15 protein-coding genes are annotated in these 16141 nt (G+C 71.7%); 11 read left to right on the forward strand and 4 right to left on the reverse strand.

Annotated features, from left to right (window positions below; all coding sequences use genetic code 11):
- Nucleotides 1–338 precede the first annotated feature (338 nt).
- Nucleotides 339–1547 carry an MFS transporter gene (locus tag G3I65_RS03495; RefSeq protein ID WP_160694681.1) on the reverse strand — a complete coding sequence of 403 codons (1209 nt, stop codon included), beginning with the start codon at nucleotides 1545–1547 and terminating at the stop codon, nucleotides 339–341.
- A gap of 69 nt (nucleotides 1548–1616) precedes the next feature.
- Nucleotides 1617–2552: a LysR family transcriptional regulator gene (locus G3I65_RS03500; protein WP_160694683.1), complete on the reverse strand. Its 936-nt coding sequence runs from the start codon at nucleotides 2550–2552 to the stop codon at nucleotides 1617–1619.
- A gap of 84 nt (nucleotides 2553–2636) precedes the next feature.
- Between G3I65_RS03500 and G3I65_RS03505 the strand changes: the two genes are divergently transcribed.
- The 5 genes from G3I65_RS03505 to G3I65_RS03525 are packed head-to-tail and all read left to right on the forward strand — an operon-like array spanning nucleotide 2637 to nucleotide 7789.
- Nucleotides 2637–3596: a cyclase family protein gene (locus G3I65_RS03505; RefSeq protein WP_160694685.1), complete on the forward strand. Its 960-nt coding sequence runs from the start codon at nucleotides 2637–2639 to the stop codon at nucleotides 3594–3596.
- 15 nt (nucleotides 3597–3611) lie between these two features.
- Nucleotides 3612–4727 carry an FAD-dependent oxidoreductase gene (locus tag G3I65_RS03510; RefSeq protein WP_160694687.1) on the forward strand — a complete coding sequence of 372 codons (1116 nt, stop codon included), beginning with the start codon at nucleotides 3612–3614 and terminating at the stop codon, nucleotides 4725–4727.
- A 14-nt stretch (nucleotides 4728–4741) separates the two neighbouring features.
- On the forward strand, nucleotides 4742–5680 hold the full coding sequence (locus G3I65_RS03515) for a VOC family protein (RefSeq protein ID WP_160694689.1): 939 nt from the start codon (nucleotides 4742–4744) through the stop codon (nucleotides 5678–5680).
- A gap of 2 nt (nucleotides 5681–5682) precedes the next feature.
- Nucleotides 5683–6633, forward strand: coding sequence for a fumarylacetoacetate hydrolase family protein (locus tag G3I65_RS03520; RefSeq protein ID WP_160694691.1), 951 nt, complete (start codon nucleotides 5683–5685; stop codon nucleotides 6631–6633).
- Between the two features lie 19 nt (nucleotides 6634–6652).
- Nucleotides 6653–7789 (forward strand): S9 family peptidase, encoded by a 1137-nt coding sequence (locus G3I65_RS03525; RefSeq protein ID WP_160694693.1) that lies wholly within the window; start codon nucleotides 6653–6655, stop codon nucleotides 7787–7789.
- A gap of 65 nt (nucleotides 7790–7854) precedes the next feature.
- Here G3I65_RS03525 and G3I65_RS03530 read toward each other — a convergent pair whose 3' ends face one another.
- Both G3I65_RS03530 and G3I65_RS03535 read right to left on the reverse strand, forming a co-directional pair.
- A complete protein-coding gene (locus G3I65_RS03530; RefSeq protein WP_160694695.1) occupies nucleotides 7855–9237 on the reverse strand; it encodes an endo-1,4-beta-xylanase in 1383 nt (460 codons plus the stop codon).
- Nucleotides 9238–9347: 110 nt separating this feature from the next.
- The gene (locus tag G3I65_RS03535) at nucleotides 9348–10337 is read right to left on the reverse strand and encodes a PaaX family transcriptional regulator C-terminal domain-containing protein (protein ID WP_160694697.1); all 990 of its coding nucleotides are present in this window, start codon (nucleotides 10335–10337) and stop codon (nucleotides 9348–9350) included.
- Between the two features lie 212 nt (nucleotides 10338–10549).
- Here G3I65_RS03535 and G3I65_RS03540 point away from each other — a divergent pair, with 212 nt between their 5' ends.
- From G3I65_RS03540 to G3I65_RS03565, 6 genes are all read left to right on the forward strand, one after another.
- Nucleotides 10550–11467 carry a transporter substrate-binding domain-containing protein gene (locus tag G3I65_RS03540; RefSeq protein WP_160694700.1) on the forward strand — a complete coding sequence of 306 codons (918 nt, stop codon included), beginning with the start codon at nucleotides 10550–10552 and terminating at the stop codon, nucleotides 11465–11467.
- Complete coding sequence (locus G3I65_RS03545) at nucleotides 11464–12339, forward strand: amino acid ABC transporter permease (RefSeq protein ID WP_166639619.1); 876 nt, start codon at nucleotides 11464–11466, stop codon at nucleotides 12337–12339. The genes G3I65_RS03540 and G3I65_RS03545 overlap by 4 nt, the downstream gene beginning before the upstream one ends.
- Nucleotides 12336–13121, forward strand: a complete 786-nt coding sequence (locus G3I65_RS03550) for an amino acid ABC transporter ATP-binding protein (protein WP_160694702.1) — start codon at nucleotides 12336–12338, stop codon at nucleotides 13119–13121. The genes G3I65_RS03545 and G3I65_RS03550 overlap by 4 nt, the downstream gene beginning before the upstream one ends.
- Nucleotides 13118–14257 carry a CapA family protein gene (locus tag G3I65_RS03555; RefSeq protein WP_160694704.1) on the forward strand — a complete coding sequence of 380 codons (1140 nt, stop codon included), beginning with the start codon at nucleotides 13118–13120 and terminating at the stop codon, nucleotides 14255–14257. Before G3I65_RS03550 ends, G3I65_RS03555 begins: the two co-directional genes overlap by 4 nt.
- Nucleotides 14254–15492 carry a CaiB/BaiF CoA-transferase family protein gene (locus G3I65_RS03560; RefSeq protein ID WP_160694706.1) on the forward strand — a complete coding sequence of 413 codons (1239 nt, stop codon included), beginning with the start codon at nucleotides 14254–14256 and terminating at the stop codon, nucleotides 15490–15492. Before G3I65_RS03555 ends, G3I65_RS03560 begins: the two co-directional genes overlap by 4 nt.
- Nucleotides 15489–16141: 2-hydroxyacyl-CoA dehydratase family protein (locus G3I65_RS03565; protein ID WP_160694708.1), on the forward strand; the 653-nt coding region annotated here is incomplete at its 3' end. The genes G3I65_RS03560 and G3I65_RS03565, both read left to right, overlap by 4 nt.

A 16141-nucleotide genomic window follows, 5' to 3' on the forward strand; every position in this document is an offset into this window, starting at 1 on the left:
CCGTCTCGGCGCCGCGCTCGGCGAGGACGACGTCACCGGGTTGCTGCCACCGCTGGCCGAGATCCGGAGCCACCTGGAGCGCGATCACGGCCGGTTGGCCGAGCGGGTGGGGGAAGTGGGCGAGCATGCTGAACGGTTGCGGCGTGCGGCGGCGGAGCGGCGTCGGGACCGGTGATTTCGCGCGGGCTGGCCCGGTGGGTGTGGGAGGCCGGCTCGCATGCCGAACGGCTGCGGCGGTCGAGACCGGTGATGTCAGGCGGGGTCGCGGTCGGCTGGCCCGGCGAGCAAGCCGACCGGTTGCGGCGTGCGGCGGCGGAGCGGCGTCGGGACCGGTGATCTCACGCGGGGTCGAAGACGTGCCGTGGCCGATCGCTGCGCCGCACCGCGATCGCGGTCAGCACGGCCACGACGGCGGTCACGACACCGAGGACCGCGAGCGCGCCCCGAATGCCACCGGTGCCGGCGCCGATGGCCGAGATGGCGAGCGGGGAGGCGAACTCGCCGAGGAACAGCGTGCTCGTCCACAGGCCCGTACCCCTGCCGCGCTGCTCGAACGCCAGCCGCTTGACGGCCCAGGTCACCAAAGTGGGCAGCAGCATCCCGGTGCCGAACCCCGTGAAGACCGCGCCGATCGTGATGAGCACTGGGGACGCGGTGGCGAACACGAGCAGGAACCCTGCCGCGGCCAGGCCGAACTCGACCGGCAACAGCACCCGCGGGGTCTTCCCGGCCAGCGGACCGAACGCCAGCGCGCCGCCTGCCGTGCCCAGTGACATGAGCACCGAGACCAGCCCGATGGCGCCGGTCGACGTCACGCCCACTTCGGTGAGCACGTAAGGCAGTTCGACGATGAGCGCGTAGAAGACGACGTCGCCGAAGACGGTGACCAGGCACGGCGTGGCCAGCTCGCGCCACGGGAGCTTCGGCAGGCGCTGGTGCACAGCCGGTGCACTCGGTTGCCACAGCTTGGCCAGCATCGGGATCGCGAGCGGCGCGGCGACGGCGTACAGCCAGAACGGCGTGCGCCAGCTCGACGCGCCCAGCGCGCCGCCGAGGGCCAGGAATGCGGTCGCCGACAGGGTGGCGACCAGCGTCTGCAGGGCCAGGTAGCGCGCCCTGCGTGCGCCGGACCAGTAGTCGCCGATCAGGGTCGTGCAGCAGGTCATGATCGCGCCTTCGCACAGGCCGACCAGGACGCGGCTGGCGAGGATCGCGCCGAGTGAGTCCAGGTACAGGGGTGCGGTGCCGAACACGGCGTAGGCCAGCATCGCGGCGATCAGCAACCGCTTGCGGTCGATCTTGTCGACGGCGATGCCGGCGAGCGGCGCGGTGAGCGCGATCAGCAGGGCCGGGGCGGTGAGCACCAGCGGGACGAGGACGTCCACGCCGGGGGTGTCCGCGAACGCCCGGGTCATCCGCGGGAGCACGGGGGCGATGAGGACAGCTCCGAGCACGGACATGCAGCTGCCCGACAGCAGGAGCAGAAGCTGCGTGATCCCCGCCGATCGCCGGGTGGCCGGGTGGTGCGGAGCGGGGCTTGCGGGCATGTCGGCACCTAGATTCGTCAGTGGTCCAGGACGGGAAGAAGTCTGGATATCCCGGGCCTGGAACGGAAATCACGATTCGTGAAGTGCGGCATCACCGCGGTGGATGGAGACCGCCGCCTCGGCGACGAGCTCGCGCAGGTAGCGGTGCTCGGGGTCGTCGTCGTGGATCGGGTGCCACCACATCGCCTCCAGCAACGGGCTCACCTCGAACGGGCACGGCAGCGCCCGGACGCCGAGCGCGGCCGGGATCCGGTCGGCCAGGCGCCGCTGCAGCAACGCGACGCGGCCGGAGCCGGCGACCAGGCCGGGAATGGCCAAAAAGGACTCGGTGACGATCCGCACGCGCGGTTCGATGCCCAGCATGCGCATCTGCCGCGCGGCCGGGGTCGACGCGGTCGGCCCGTGGTAGGTGGCCACCCACGGCATCGTTTCGAGCTGCCCCGCGGTCAGGGTGTCGCCGACCTCCGGGTTGTCGGCGGAGACGAGGCACACCCACTCGTCGGTGTAGAGGTCCTGGTGCCGCAGGCCCTGGAGAAAACCGTGCGGCAGCAACAACAAGTCGATGCCCGCCAGTACCTGCTCGGCCGCGTCGACCAGCTGCGGGGTGTTCGCCAGCAGGCGCAGCCGGGCTCCGGGAGCCCGCTCGTCGAACACTGCCGCGAGCGCCGGGCCGAGCACCGCCGCGGCGTAATCGCTTACCACGAAAGAGAATTCGCGCGTGGTGGCCGCGGGATCGATTTCGGCCGCGGCGGTGAAAACCCGGTCCACGCCGGCCAAGGCGACGCCCACCCGCTCCTTCAGCTGGACGGCGAGTGGCGTCAGGCGGGAGGCGTTGCCCACCCGGGTCAGCAGCTCGTCGTGGAAGTGGCGGCGGAGCCGGGCGAGCTGCGCCGAGACCGCCGGCTGGCTGAGTCCCAGCTGCTCGGCCGCGCGGGTGACGCTGCGCTGCTGCAGCAGCGCGTCCAGCGTGACCAGCAGGTTCAGGTCCAGCGTGGCGAGGTTCATCGCGGCAGGATATCCACCGCGCTGATGTAGCGCATCAGCTGATTCGTCTTCCCTGATGTCCGCGGCGGCCCCACTCTGGGTGGCGTGGAACGAAACGATCCCGAAGGCGCGATCGCGGCGGCGGCGAAACGGTGCTCGAACGCGGGCCGCTGGGGCCCGGACGACGTGCTCGGCACGCTGAACCACCTCGACGTGGCCAAACGCGTGGAGGGCGCCGCGCTGGTCCGGCGCGGCGCGAGCTTCTCCCTGGCGCAGCGCTTCGGCGCCGACGGCCCGCAGAAGGGCTGGCGCCGCCGGACGAACCCGGTGCACACGATGCTCGACACCGGCGTGGACGCCGAACGCGGCACGCAGGGCTTCCCGCACGGGATCGGCGGCGCCGACGACGTCGTGTTCATGCCGCTGCAGGCCTCCACCCAGTGGGACGGGCTCGGCCACATCTTCGACCACGGCGTCGCCTACAACGGCCGTCGCGCGGGCGACGTCGTCACCAGCGAAGGCGATCAGGTGACCGGGATCGAGACGACCGCCGGGCTGCTCGCCGGCCGCGGGGTGCTGCTCGACGTCGGGCGCGTGCTCGGCGGCGGCGAGCTGCCCGACGGGTTCGCGATCACCGTCGAGCACCTCGAGGCCACGATCGCCGCGCACGGCACCACCGCCCGGGTCGGCCGCGGCGACCTCGTCCTCGTCCGGACCGGCCGGCTCACCCGGGCCCGCCGCGAGGGCTGGGGTGACTACGCGGGTGGCGATTCGCCCGGCTTGTCGTTCACCACCGCGGAGTGGCTGCACGGCACCGACATCGCCGGGATCGCCACCGACACGTGGGGCGTCGAGGTGCGGCCGAACGAGTTCGACAACGCGTTCCAGCCGCTGCACCAGGTCGCCATCCCGCACATCGGGCTGTTCCTGGGGGAGATGTGGGACCTCGACGCCCTGGCCGAGGACTGCGCGGCCGACGGCGTCCACGAGTTCTGGCTGACCGCCGCGCCCCTGCCCGTGACCGGCGCCGTCGGCGCCCCGGTCGCCCCCATCGCCGTCAAGTAACCGAAGGAGCCTGTCATGACCGCCGTGAACACGGTCCTCGTGGTCGGCGCGGGCCTCGCCGGGACCGGCACCGCGATTCTGCTCGCCTCGCGCGGAGTCACGGTCGACCTCGCCGAGGCCGATGCCGGGATCAGCGCGCTCGGGTCGGGAATCACGTTGCAGGGCAACGCCTTGCGCGTGCTGCGCGACCTCGGCGTCTGGGAGTCCGCACGAGCCGAGGGCTACTGCTTCGACAGCCTGGGCCTGCGCGCCCCGGACGGCACGGTGCTGGCCGAGATCCCCGACGCCCGCACCGGCGGCCCCGACCTGCCCGCGACCCTGGGCATGCCCCGGCCCGCGCTGGCGCGCATCCTCATCGACCGGGCCCGCGACTCGGGCGTGAAACTCCACTTCGGACGGTCGGTCACCGGTCTCGGCGAAGACGGCGCCGTCACCTTCTCCGACGGCTCGACCGGCCGGTACGACCTGGTCGTCGGCGCGGACGGCATCCGCTCGACCGTCCGGCGGCTGCTCGGCATCGAACTCGACACAAAGCCGACGGGGATGGGGATCTGGCGCGTGTTCGGCCCGCGCCCGGCGTCGGTCACGCGGACCGACCTCGTCTACGGCGGCCCGTGCTACATCGCCGGGTACTGCCCGACCGGGGAGGACTCGCTCTACGCCTACCTCGTCGAGGACGCGCGGGACCGTGGCGGGCTCAGCCCCGGGGAGCGGCTGGAGACGATGCGGCAGCTCGCGTCGGCCTACCACGGGCCGTGGGACGAGATCCGCGACGCGCTCGACGATCCCGATCGCATTCACTACACCTGGTTCGAAACGCACGTCCTGCCGGCGCCGTGGCACCGCGGGCGGGTCGTGCTGATCGGCGACGCCGTGCACTCCTGCCCGCCCACCCTCGCCCAAGGCGGCGCCCAGGCCCTGGAAGACGCGGCGGTCCTGGCCGAGCTGCTCACCACGCACGACGTCCTGGACGAACGGCTGTGGACGGCGTTTGCCGACCGCCGCTACGCCCGCGCCAAAGCCGTCGTCGACGCGTCGAACCAGCTGGGCCGGTGGCTGCTCGACCGCGAGCCGGGCGACGTCCCCGGGCTCATGCGCCGGATCGCCGAACTCGTCTCCCAGCCCGCCTGACCACGGAGGTTCCCTTGCCCGACCGCCTGATCACCCACCTGCGGCACGTCGACCTCGCCGTGCCCGACTTCGCCCGGCAGCGCGACTTCTTCACCGGCGCCTGGGGCCTGGACACCGAGCACACCGACACCGGCATCGCCTTCCTCGCCGCGGCGGGCTCGCCCGAGCAGTACGTCGTCCGGCTGCGCCAGGCCGAGGACAAGCGCATCGACCTGATCGCGTTCGGCGCCGCCACCGCGGCCGACGTCGATACCCTCGCCGCCCGGCTGGCCTCGGCCGGCGTCACCCTCGTCCACGAACCCCGAACCCTCCTGACCCCGGGTGGTGGCTACGGTTTCCGGTTCTTCGACAACGAGGGCCGCACGATCGAGGTCAGCGCCGGCGTCGCGATCCGCGCGCACCGCAAGGTGGAAGTCGGCGAGTCCGTCCCGGTGCGACTGTCGCATGTGGTCATCAACTCCGCCGACCCCGAAGGCACGCGCGCCTTCTACGAACGCCACCTCGGGTTCCGGCTGTCGGACACGCTCATGCACCCGCGGATGGGCGAGATGATGTGGTTCCTGCGGATCAACGCCTGGCACCACAGCGTCGCGATCGCCCGCGGCCCGCACCCGTCGCTGCACCACGCGTCGTTCGAGCTGCGCGGGCTGGACGAATACATGCGCGGCACCGGCCGCCTGCTGCGCGCCGGCGTCGAGAAGATCTGGGGGCCGGGACGGCACCTCGCCGGGAACAACACGTTCTCCTACTTCCTCGACCCGCACGGCAACACCCTGGAGTACACGACCGAGCTGGAGGAGGTCGACGAGGACACCTGGCACCCGCACCTCTACGACTTCAGCAAGCCGGAGGTCTCGGACCAGTGGGGGACCGCGAACGCGATGAACGAGTTCGTCGCGCGGAAGTCGTTCAACGACCCGGACAAGGGTCTCTTCGTCGCCCCGCCGGTGTAGCCGTGCGGTTCGCCACCTACGAAAAGGACGGAACCGTCCACGCCGGAGTCGCCGGCGAGGACGGGTTGCACCCGTTGCCGGACAACACGACCGTGCTCGACCTCGTGCGGGCCGGGCTGCCCGCCGCGCTCGAAGCCGGGGCGGCGGCGCTGCGGGGACCGGCCGTGCCGTCGGCTGCGGTGCGGCTGCTGCCACCGCTGGAACCGCCCACCGTGCGGGACTTCGTGGCCTTCGAGGAACACGTCGAAGGCGTCGTCGCGAGCGTGTCCGGCGGGGCCGGGGTGCCGCCCGAGTGGTACGAGGCGCCGACCTTCTACTTCACCAACCCGTACGCCCTGCTCGGGGCCCACGACGACGTCCCGGTGCCGCCGGGCTGCGAGCTGTTCGACTTCGAGCTGGAGGTCGCCGCGGTCATCGGCCGCGACGCCGCGTCCCTGGATCCCGCGCGGGCCAGGGACGCGATCTTCGGGTACACGATCCTCAACGACTGGTCCGCCCGCGACCTGCAGCGCCGGGAGATGAAGGTCCAGCTCGGGCCGGCCAAGGGCAAGGACTCCGCCACGACGCTGGGCCCGTGGCTGGTGACCGCGGACGAGCTGGCTGCCCACCACGACGAGAACGGCTTCCTCGCCCTCGAGATGACCGTCTCGGTCAACGGCGTGCGGGTCGGGCACGACCTGCTGTCGAACATGGGCTGGCCGTTCGCCGAACTGGTCGCCTACGCCTCGCGGGGCACGTGGGTCCGGGCCGGGGACGTGCTCGGCTCGGGGACCTGCGGCAACGGCGGCTGCCTGGCCGAGCTGTGGGGCCGGGGCCGGGAGATCCCGCCGCTGGCGCCGGGCGACGTCGTCGAGATGGCGGTCGAGGGGCTGGGGACGATCCGCAACACCGTCGTCGCCGGCACCACCCTGCCGCCGGTGGCCCGTGCCCGCCCGCGGCACCGAACCCGTTGACCACGACGAAAGGACCGAAGTGTTCGAGTACTTCCCCGAGAACTACCCGTGGAGCCTGGGCGTCGTCGCCACGCTCAACAGCGGCGGGCTCATCGACGAGGTCGACCGGGCGTGCCGCCCCATCTGCGAGGCGGCCACCCGTGGCGAGGACGCGGGAACCCCGGACTTCCTGCGTGCGTGGACGGCGCTGACCGACCAGCTCGTCGCGCAGGCCGAGGAAGCCGAGAAGGCAGGCCACCGCCGGACCGCCGGGCAGCTCTACGCGCGTGCCACCAACTACCTCGCCCAGGCCGAACGCCTCCAGAGCGCCTCCGCCGAGGGACGGCTCGACAGCTACCGGCGCGTGCTGGAGCTGCAGCAGAAGGCGTTCGACCTCAAGGACCCGGGCATCACGCGCGTCGAAGTCCCGTACGAGGGCACGACGCTGCCGGCGTACTTCAGCTCCGCCGGCGAGCACGCCCCGGTCATGATCATGTGGAACGGCCTGGACTCCACCAAGGAGCACATGTACGCCTCCGGGCACTGGGAAGAGCTGGCCGCCCGCGGCATCTCGTGCCTGATGGTCGACTGCCCCGGTTCCGGCGAGGCGCTGCGCGTGCAGGGGCTCACCGCCCGCGTCGACACCGAGGCGTGGGCGAGCGCCTGCGTCGACTACCTCGAAACCCGCGACGACGTCGACCCCGCCCGGATCGGCCTGGTCGGCTGGTCGCTCGGCGGCTACTTCGCCCCGCGCGCGGCGGCCTTCGAGAAGCGGCTCGCGCTGGTCGTCGCGTGGGGCGCCAACCACGACTGGGGCGCGGTGCAGCGGCGGCGGCTGGAACGCGAAGGCGAGCGCCCGGTGCCGCACTACTGGGAGCACGTCCGGTGGGTCTGGGGCTACGAAGACCTCGACGAGTTCATCGCCTTCGCCGACGGGATCAACCTCGACGGCGTCGTCGAGCGGATCACCGTGCCGTTCCTCATCTGCCACGGCGAACGCGACCGGCAGATCCCCCTGGAATACGCGCACCGCTCGTACGGGCAGGCGATCCGCAGCCCCCGGCGGGACCTGCGGATCTTCACCGCCGAGGAAGGGGCCAGCGAGCACATCGGGCTGGACCACCTCGGCCACGTCAGCACGTACATCGCGGACTGGGTGAGCGACGTGCTCGGCTGAAAAGCCGTCAAGGCCACCTTGCGTCTGACGCCCGCAAGGTGGCCTTGACGGCATTCGGGTGGGGCTCAGGAAGTGCTGCAGCTGACGCTGGGCCAGTTCCAGTTCCCGTTGTGCATGATGGTGACGCCCCAGTTGTTGCCGTTCCCGTTGGGCGTCGCGATGAGGACCTGGCTGCTGGGCCACGTCGCGTTGATGTTCCACGTCGCGCTGATCCGGGCCGGGCTCGGCACGGTCATGGTGACCGTCCACGAACTCGAGCCGCTCACCGAGACGTTGAGGTTGTACCGGTCACTCCACGACTGTCCCGCCGACAGCGAGGCCGTGCAGCTCCCGCCGCCCGGTGTGGTCGGCGTCGTGGTGGGGTTCGTCGGTGTTGTCGTGGGGTTCGTCGGTGTGGTGGGTGTCGTCGTCGTCCCGCCGCCGGAGTTGAGGACGTTCAGCACCGAGTTGTACGCCGCCTTCTTGTTCCCGCTGCCGTCGAACAGCAGGGGACTCTCGCTGGAGCGCCAAGAATCGCTGTCCCGCACGCCCCACACGGTGATGCCGACGCAGCGCGCGACGTTCATGCACGCCTGGGTCAGCGCCGAGTACTGCGACGTGGACGCGTTCGTCACGTCGACCTCGGTCAGCGCCACGTCGACGCCGAGCGCCGCGAAGCTGGAGATCGTCGTCTGGAGGCTGCTCGGCACCGAGCTGCCGCCGGTGAAGTGGGCCTGCAGGCCGACGCAGTCGATCGGGACGCCGCGGGACTTGAAGTCCTGCACCATCCGGTACACGCCCTGCGTCTTGCCGTAGTTCCAGTTGTCGATGTTGTAGTCGTTGTAGCAGAGCTTGGTCGACGGGTCGGCCGCGCGGGCGGTCTTGAACGCGACCTCGATCCAGTCGTTGCCGGTGCTCTGCAGGTTCGACGAGCGACGGCTGCCGTCTTCGTTGAAGGCTTCGTTGACGACGTCCCAGTAGGCGAGCTTGCCTTGGTAGTGCGCCATCACCTTCTGGATGTGGTTGATCATCGCGTTGCGCAGCGTGCTGCCGCTCATGTTCTGCATCCAGCCCGGCTGCTGCGAGTGCCAGGCGAGGGTGTGGCCGCGGACCTTCGAGCCGTGGCTGACCGCCCAGTTGTAGACCTGGTCGCCGGCGGAGAAGTTGAACTGGTTCTGGTTGGGCTCGGTCGCGTCCGGCTTCATCTCGTTCTCCGGCGTGACCATGTTGAACTCACGCCCGGCGATCGTGGTGTACGCCGAGTCCCCGAGCTTGCCCGCGGCGATCGCGGTACCGAAGTACCGGCCCGACTGCGCGGCCGCCGCCCCCAGCGTGCTCGCCGCGGCATCGGCGCCCGGCGCGGTCACCAGTACGGCGGCCGTCGCGGCCACGGTGGCCATCCCGGCCAGTGCTCGGGTGGCGGGGGAGCGCCACCACCTGCTGCGCGCATCCGACGAACTTCTGGCCATCCGTGGTCTCCTTAACGGCACGCGTCGACGAAAGTTGCTTACCGTCAGCAGAAGAACACGGTGGATCAGCGCTCCGCAAAGAGTTTCGATCGACTTTCGAAGTGCCGCCTTTACCCCCGCCGCGCGTCGTCCAGGCGGCGCGCCTCGGCGGCCTGCTCGAACGGCGTGTCGCCGGCCGGGTGGCGGTCGCCAAGCCCGGCGAACAACGCGGCCACCTTGACCGAGTCGTGGTGGGACGCGAATTCGGCGAGCGCGGGGTCCGTGGCGGCCAGCACCTGGCGGAACCGGAGCTCGGCGAGCGGGCCGAGCCGGTCGTAGATCTGCAGGAACACCTTCTGGGCCCGGTCGCGCGCCCAGTCCGCGGGCAGCAGTTCGGCGGGCAGGTCGGGGTCGGTCTCCGGGAACCGGCGCCAGTCCACGCGCAGCTCGGTCCGGGTGCGCAGCGCCTGCGCCGGGCTGATCAGGCCGGCTTCCAGTCCGGTGAGCACCTGCTCGTAGCGCTCGACGAACTGCTCGTACTCCCGGGCCAGCGGGTCGAGGTCGAACGCCGTGACCGCCGCGGCCGAGCCGGGGACCTCGGTGGCGCGGAAGACCGTCGCGCTGCCGAGGCCGAGCTCGTCCAGTGCCGCCAGCGCCGGGCCGGTCAGGTCGTGCGGGCTGACCCACACGCCGTCGTAGAGCGCGGCGAAGCGCAGGACCCGCAGCCGTGACCGCAGGGCCGTGCGCAGCCCGCGGTCCTGCTCCGGCACGGAGAAGGTGACTACCGTCCACCGGCCGTCCCACTCGGGCGGGGTCGTGCCGAAGGTCAGCATCCGGTGCGTGCGCTCGATGATCACCTCGGACGTGCGGGCGGGGATGCCGTAGGCCGTCGTCCGGCCGCTGCGCGACACGGTCAGCAGGCCGCGGGCGGCCAGGCGGCGGATCGCCGCCCGCGCGCTCGCCGGGCTGATGTCGAACTCGCCGAGCAGCTCGACCAGCGCGGCCGAGGGGATGTGCTCGTCGCGCCAGTACCAGAAGTCACCGAGCAAGGAGGTCAGCAGCAGCTGCGGTTCGGCGCCCTGCTGTGCTCGGGGCAGCGGACCCGAGGGCGTCACCGTCATCGCGCGCCTGCCTCTTCCGGGGTTCGGCTCGGCGGCCTGCCGGAGGTGCCTGCCGCGGGTGTCCATGGTGGCAGTGCCGTCCGGCCGGTCGCATCGAGGGGTTGAATCACGCGACACATCATGCGACGATCGGCGCCCAGATAGCAACCAATTGATTCTCCAGGGTCCCGCGCCGCCCCCTCCGGACGGCCCTTCCGCAGGAAGACAACGACATGGGTTCCTCTCTTCGTCAATGGCGTCGAAGCACGCTCACCGCGGTCGCCGCGGGACTCGCGCTGGCCGGGTGCACGGTCGACGACGGCGCGGCCTCGGCGCCCACCGCCGCGGCCCTGACCGCCGACCAGGCGCTGCACGACCAGCTCCCGCAGGCCGTGAAGGACTCGGGTGTCCTCCGGTTCGCCGGCGACTCGCACCCGCCGTACCGCACCGTCGGCCCGGACGGCAAGACGGTGACCGGCATCGACCACGACTTCCAGCAGGCGCTCGGCCAGCTGCTGGGCGTGCGCACGGAAACCACCATCGTCAGCGGCCTCCCGGCCGCGTTGCAGGGCATGCTCAGCGGGCGCTACGAGGCGTTCAACGGGCCGGTCAAGGCCACCGCCGAGCGCGAGAAGCAGTTCGACACCGTCACGTGGATGACCACCCGAACCTCGTACGTGATCCCCGAAGGTTCCGCGGCCGGGATCAAGAAGGCGGACGACCTGTGCGGCAAGCGCGTCGCGGTGGTCACCGCCAGCGTCGTGGAAGACCAGCTCGGCAAGCTGTCCGCGTTCTGCGAGAAGCAGCAGCGCCCGGCGGTGCAGGTGGTCGGGCTCGACGACACGAACGCCACCCTGCTGGCCGCGAAGTCCGGGCGCGCCGAAGCCGCCGGGATGACCCAGGCCGCGGCGATCGACGTCACCACCCAGCAGAAGGGGCAGTACGAATACGTGACGCAGACCGAAGAACAGGGCGCCACGAAGGACAACCTCGCGCTGTACACCCCGAAGGCGGGCAAGCTCGGGCCGGTGCTGCAGAAGGCGTTCGAGGAGCTGTTCCGCAACGGCACCTACGCCCGGATCATGAAGCAGTGGGGCCTGCAGGACGTCACGGTCCCGGCGCCGATCTTCGACGCGGCGTCAGCGAAATGACCGCGGTGTCCACTGTGGAGGAAACAACGCCGGTCCGCGACGACGTCGCCGTCGCCCGCGGCCGCTTCCGCCCGCTACGCTGGCTGTTCGTGCTCGTGCTGGCGGTGCTGGCCGCCCAGCTGGTCGTCTTCCTGACCGGCAACTCCCGGTTCCAGTGGGACGTCGTCGTGAAGTACCTGTTCGAGAAGAGCGTCATGGCGGGCCTGGGCACCACCGTGCTGCTCGCGGTCGCCGCGATGGTGCTCGGGTCGCTCGCCGGCGGGGTGGTCGCGGCCATGCAGCTGAGCGGGTTCGCGCCCGCGCGGTGGGTGGCGACGCTGTGGGTCGGGCTCTTCCGCGGCATCCCGCCGCTGGTGCAGCTGATCTTCTGGTTCAACCTCGCCTACCTGCTGCCCAAGCTGTCGATCGGCATCCCGTTCGGCCCGGTCTTCGGGACGTGGGACGCGAACACCGTGATCACGCCGCTGACCGCCGCGGTGCTCGGGCTGTCGCTCGTCGAATCGGCCTACCTGGCGGAAATCTTCCGCGCCGGGGTGTCGTCGGTCGATCCCGGCCAGCGCGACGCGGCCCGCGCGATGGGGTACCCGCCGGGCCAGACGCTGCTGCGGATCGTGCTGCCGCAGGCGATGCGCGTGATCATCCCGCCCGCGGGCAGCCAGTTCATCAACGTGCTCAAGGGCACCGCGCTGGTGTCGGTCATCGCGATGTCGGACCTGCTGCACTCGGTGCAGGTCATCTACAACCGCACCTACGAGATCGTGCCGATGCTGCTGGTCGCGTGCTTCTGGTACCTGGTCGTCGTCACCCTCCTCACCGCCGGGCAACGGCGGCTGGAACGGCGGTTCTCCCGAGGCCACCGGAGTGTCCGATGAGCGCGCCGGTGCTGCGGATCAGCGACGTCCGCAAGGAGTTCGGCGCGGTGACCGCGCTGGCCGGGGTCAGTCTCGACGTGCGCGAAGGCGAGGCGGTCGTGGTGATCGGGCCGTCGGGGTCCGGCAAGTCGACGCTCGTCCGCTGCGCCCACCAGCTCGAACCCATCGACGGCGGTGCGATGTACCTCGACGGCGAGTTGCTGGGGCACCGCCACTCGCCGGGTGGCCTGCGCCCGCTGACCGAGCGGCGGATCGCGGCCCAGCGACGCCGGATGAGCATGGTCTTCCAGCAGTTCAACCTCTTCCCGCAGTTCACCGTGCTGCGCAACGTGACCGACGCGGCGATCCGCGTCCACGGGCGTGATCGGTCCACTGTGGAGCGGGAGGCGCGGGAGCTGCTGGAGCGCATCGGCCTGGCCGGGCGCGAGGACCACTACCCGCGCCAGCTCTCGGGCGGGCAGCAGCAGCGCGTCGCCATCGCCCGCGCGGTGCTGGTCCGGCCGCGGATCATGCTGTTCGACGAGCCGACCAGCGCCCTCGACCCGGAATTGGTCGACGAAGTGCTGGCCGTGCTGCGGAACCTCGCCGCGGCGGGCACCACGATGGTCGTGGTGACCCACGAAATGGCGTTCGCGCGCGAGGTCGCCGACCGGTGCGTGTTCATGGAGGCGGGCCGGATCGTCGAAGAGGGGCCGCCGGGAGAGCTGTTCACCCGGCCGCGGACCGACCGGCTGCGTGCCTTCCTGTCCCGCCATCTGTCCGAAAAGGAAGGTGTCTCGTGATCACTGTCGGCGCCGTCGGCGACCTCATCCTGGACGAGCCCGACCCGGAGTTCTTCCTCGCCCCGGCCGCGCCGGTGCTCAAGGGGATGGATCTGGCCATCGGCCACGTCGAGGTCCCGCACTCGACCACGGCGGTCCAGCACAGCACCGACGTCCCCGCCCCGCCCGCGGACCCCGCGGCGCTGAAAGCGGTGGCCGAAGCCGGGTTCGAGGTGGTCACCCTGGCGGGCAACCACGTCATGGACGCCGGCGACGGGGGACTGGCCGACACCATCGCCTACTCCCGCGCGGCGGGCCTGCTGACCACCGGCGCCGGGCCGGACCTCGCGCAGGCCCGGCGTCCGGCGATCGTCGAACGGGGCGGCCTGCGCATCGGCGTGCTGTCGTACAACTGCGTCGGCCCGCGCGAGTCCTGGGCGACCTCCCGCAAACCCGGCTGCGCCTACGTCCACGTCCTCACCCACTACGAGCTGGACCACGCGAGCCCGGGCGGGCCGCCGAAGATCTACACCTTCGCCGACCCGGACAGCCTGGAGGCGATGGCCGACGACGTGCGCCGCCTGCGCGCCGAAGCCGACGTCGTGGTGGTGGCGCTGCACAAGGGTGTCGGGCACACGCCGATGGTGGTGGCGATGTACGAGAGCCCGGTCGCGCGTGCGGCGATCGACGCCGGGGCCGACGCGGTGTTCTCCCACCACCCGCACATCATGCGCGGCATCGAGGTCCACAGAGGACGGCCGATCTTCCACGGGCTGGGCAACTTCGCCACCGTCACCCACGCCCTCACCCCGGGCGCGGGCGTGGGCGCGGACGAGCTGCGCGCGTGGGCCGAGCGCCGGACGAAGCTGTACGGCTTCGCGCCGGACCCGGACATGCCGTTCTTCCCGTTCCACCCCGAAAGCCGCAACACCGCCATCGCCTTCTGCCGCTTCGACGAGACCGGGCTGCGCGAAGCCGGTTTCGTCCCGTGCTGGATCGACGACCAGGGCCGTCCGGTCCCGGTCGGCGGCACGCCGGAGGGCGAGGCCGTGGCGAAGTACGTCGAGGACATCACCCGCGGCGCGAACCTCAACGGCCGGTTCACCACCCGCGGCACCGAAGTGCTCGTCGATCTCACCGAGGGGGTTCCCGCATGACCGACCAGCCACTGGCCGGCCGCACCGTCATCGACCTGACCACCGCGCTCGCCGGGCCGTACGCGACGTTGCTGCTCGCCGGGCTCGGGGCCACCGTGATCAAGGTGGAAAACCCGGCCACCGGCGGGGACTCGTCGCGCAACAACGCGCCCTACGTCGGCCGCGACGGGCTGAACCTCGCCCGGCGGCACGACGACGACCTGTCCGTGTCGATGCTGCTGCGCGGCCGCAACAAGCTCAGCGTCACCCTCGACCTGAAGAACCCGCGGTCCCACGCGGTGTTCACCGATCTGGTCCGCGACGCCGACGTGCTGGTCGAGAACTACAGCCCGGGCGTGACGGACCGGCTCGGCATCTCCTACGAGCGCGTCAAGGAGATCAACCCGCGGCTGGTCTACACGTCCATCAGCGGGTTCGGCGCCCAGGGCGGCCCGGGGTCGGGCAAGGCGATGGACTCGATCATCCAGGCGCTGAGCGGGGTCATGATGACCGCCGGCGAACCCGACGAGGGCCCGGTCCGCTTCGGGCTGCCGATCGGGGACCTGCTGGCGCCGCTGTTCGCCGTGGTCGGCACGGTGTCCGCGCTGCTGCAGGCCGAGCACACCGGCGAGGGCCAGCACGTGGACGTGTCGATGCTCGGCGCGCTGACGTCGCTGGTCGCGTGCGAGCCGTTCGACGCCTTCGACGCGGTCGGCCTGCCGCAGCGCACCGGGTCGATGGTGCCGCGGCTGGCGCCGTTCGGGATCCTGCCCGCCCTCGACGGCTACCTCGCTCTCTGCGCGCCGACTGACGCGTTCGCCCACGGCGTGCTCCGGGCGATCGGCCGGCCGGAGCTGGCCGAGGACGACCGTTACCGCACGCGGGACCAGCGCGTCCGCGCGGCCGACGAGCTGCACGGGATCATCCGCGAGTGGTGCCGGGTGCGGCCGCTGGCCGAGATCCTCGCCGCGTTCACGGCCGAAGGCGTGCCCGCGGCCGAGGTCCGGGAGCCGCGCGACGCCATCCGGGACCCGCTGGTCCTGGCGCGCGAGGAAGTCGTGCCGCTGCGGCACCCGCGCCACGGGGACGTCGCCGACCTGGCGGGCACCGGGGTCCCGATCCGGTTCTCCGGCGCCCGCGTCGCCCTCGACCGGCCCGCGCCGGGGCTGGGGGAGCACAACGAGCACGTCTACCGCGAGCTGCTCGGCTACACCGAGGAGCAGCTGGCGGAGCTGGTTTCGGAGGCGATCATTTGAGCACCGTCGGGTACGTCGGCGCGGACGTGCCGGTCGAGCTGATCACCGCGGCGGGCCTGAACCCCCTGCGGCTGACCGGGAAGCCCGGCGGGGACAGCGCGCCCGGCGACCGCTACCTCGGCCGCGGCGTCGACCCGGTCGCCCGGTCGATCCTGACGCGGATCCTGGCCGGGGACTACGGCCCGCTCGAGGCCATCGTCGTCTCGCGTGATTGCGAAGCGTCGTTGCGCCTGTTCTACGCCCTGCGGGAGCTGCACCGCGTCGAGCCGGCGCTGGGGCTGCCGCCGGTGCGGCTGGTGGACGTGCTGCACCTGCCGCACCACACGACCACCCGGTACGTCCACGCGAAGATCGCGCAGCTGCGCGAATGGCTGGGGCGCTGGCGGCCCATTGGCGACGACGACCTCGCCGCGGCCATCACCGCGCACGACACCCTGCGCCGGTCGCTCGGCAGGCTCGCGGCCCGCCGCCGGGCGAACCGGCTGAGCGGCACGCGGTTCCTCGAGGTCGTCGCCGCGACCACCGCCGTGCCGGTCACGGAGGCCATCGCGCTCGTGGAGCACGCGCTCGACGACCCCGGCGAGGCCGAAGGGACGCGGCTGTTCCTCACCGGGAGTTCCCACGACACGCCGGGGGTGTACGAAACGTT

Origin of the sequence: Amycolatopsis sp. SID8362 (assembly GCF_010550475.1) — a bacterium.
GTDB lineage: Bacteria > Actinomycetota > Actinomycetes > Mycobacteriales > Pseudonocardiaceae > Amycolatopsis > Amycolatopsis eburnea.

Coding starts and splice junctions, on each gene's coding strand:
- G3I65_RS03495 (WP_160694681.1), bottom strand. CDS start 1,547: ATGCCCGCAAGCCCCGCTCCGCACCACCCGGCCACCCGGCGATCGGCG.
- G3I65_RS03500 (WP_160694683.1), bottom strand. CDS start 2,552: ATGAACCTCGCCACGCTGGACCTGAACCTGCTGGTCACGCTGGACGCG.
- G3I65_RS03510 (WP_160694687.1), top strand. CDS start 3,612: ATGACCGCCGTGAACACGGTCCTCGTGGTCGGCGCGGGCCTCGCCGGG.
- G3I65_RS03530 (WP_160694695.1), bottom strand. CDS start 9,237: ATGGCCAGAAGTTCGTCGGATGCGCGCAGCAGGTGGTGGCGCTCCCCC.
- G3I65_RS03535 (WP_160694697.1), bottom strand. CDS start 10,337: ATGACGGTGACGCCCTCGGGTCCGCTGCCCCGAGCACAGCAGGGCGCC.
- G3I65_RS03540 (WP_160694700.1), top strand. CDS start 10,550: ATGGGTTCCTCTCTTCGTCAATGGCGTCGAAGCACGCTCACCGCGGTC.
- G3I65_RS03545 (WP_166639619.1), top strand. CDS start 11,464: ATGACCGCGGTGTCCACTGTGGAGGAAACAACGCCGGTCCGCGACGAC.
- G3I65_RS03550 (WP_160694702.1), top strand. CDS start 12,336: ATGAGCGCGCCGGTGCTGCGGATCAGCGACGTCCGCAAGGAGTTCGGC.
- G3I65_RS03560 (WP_160694706.1), top strand. CDS start 14,254: ATGACCGACCAGCCACTGGCCGGCCGCACCGTCATCGACCTGACCACC.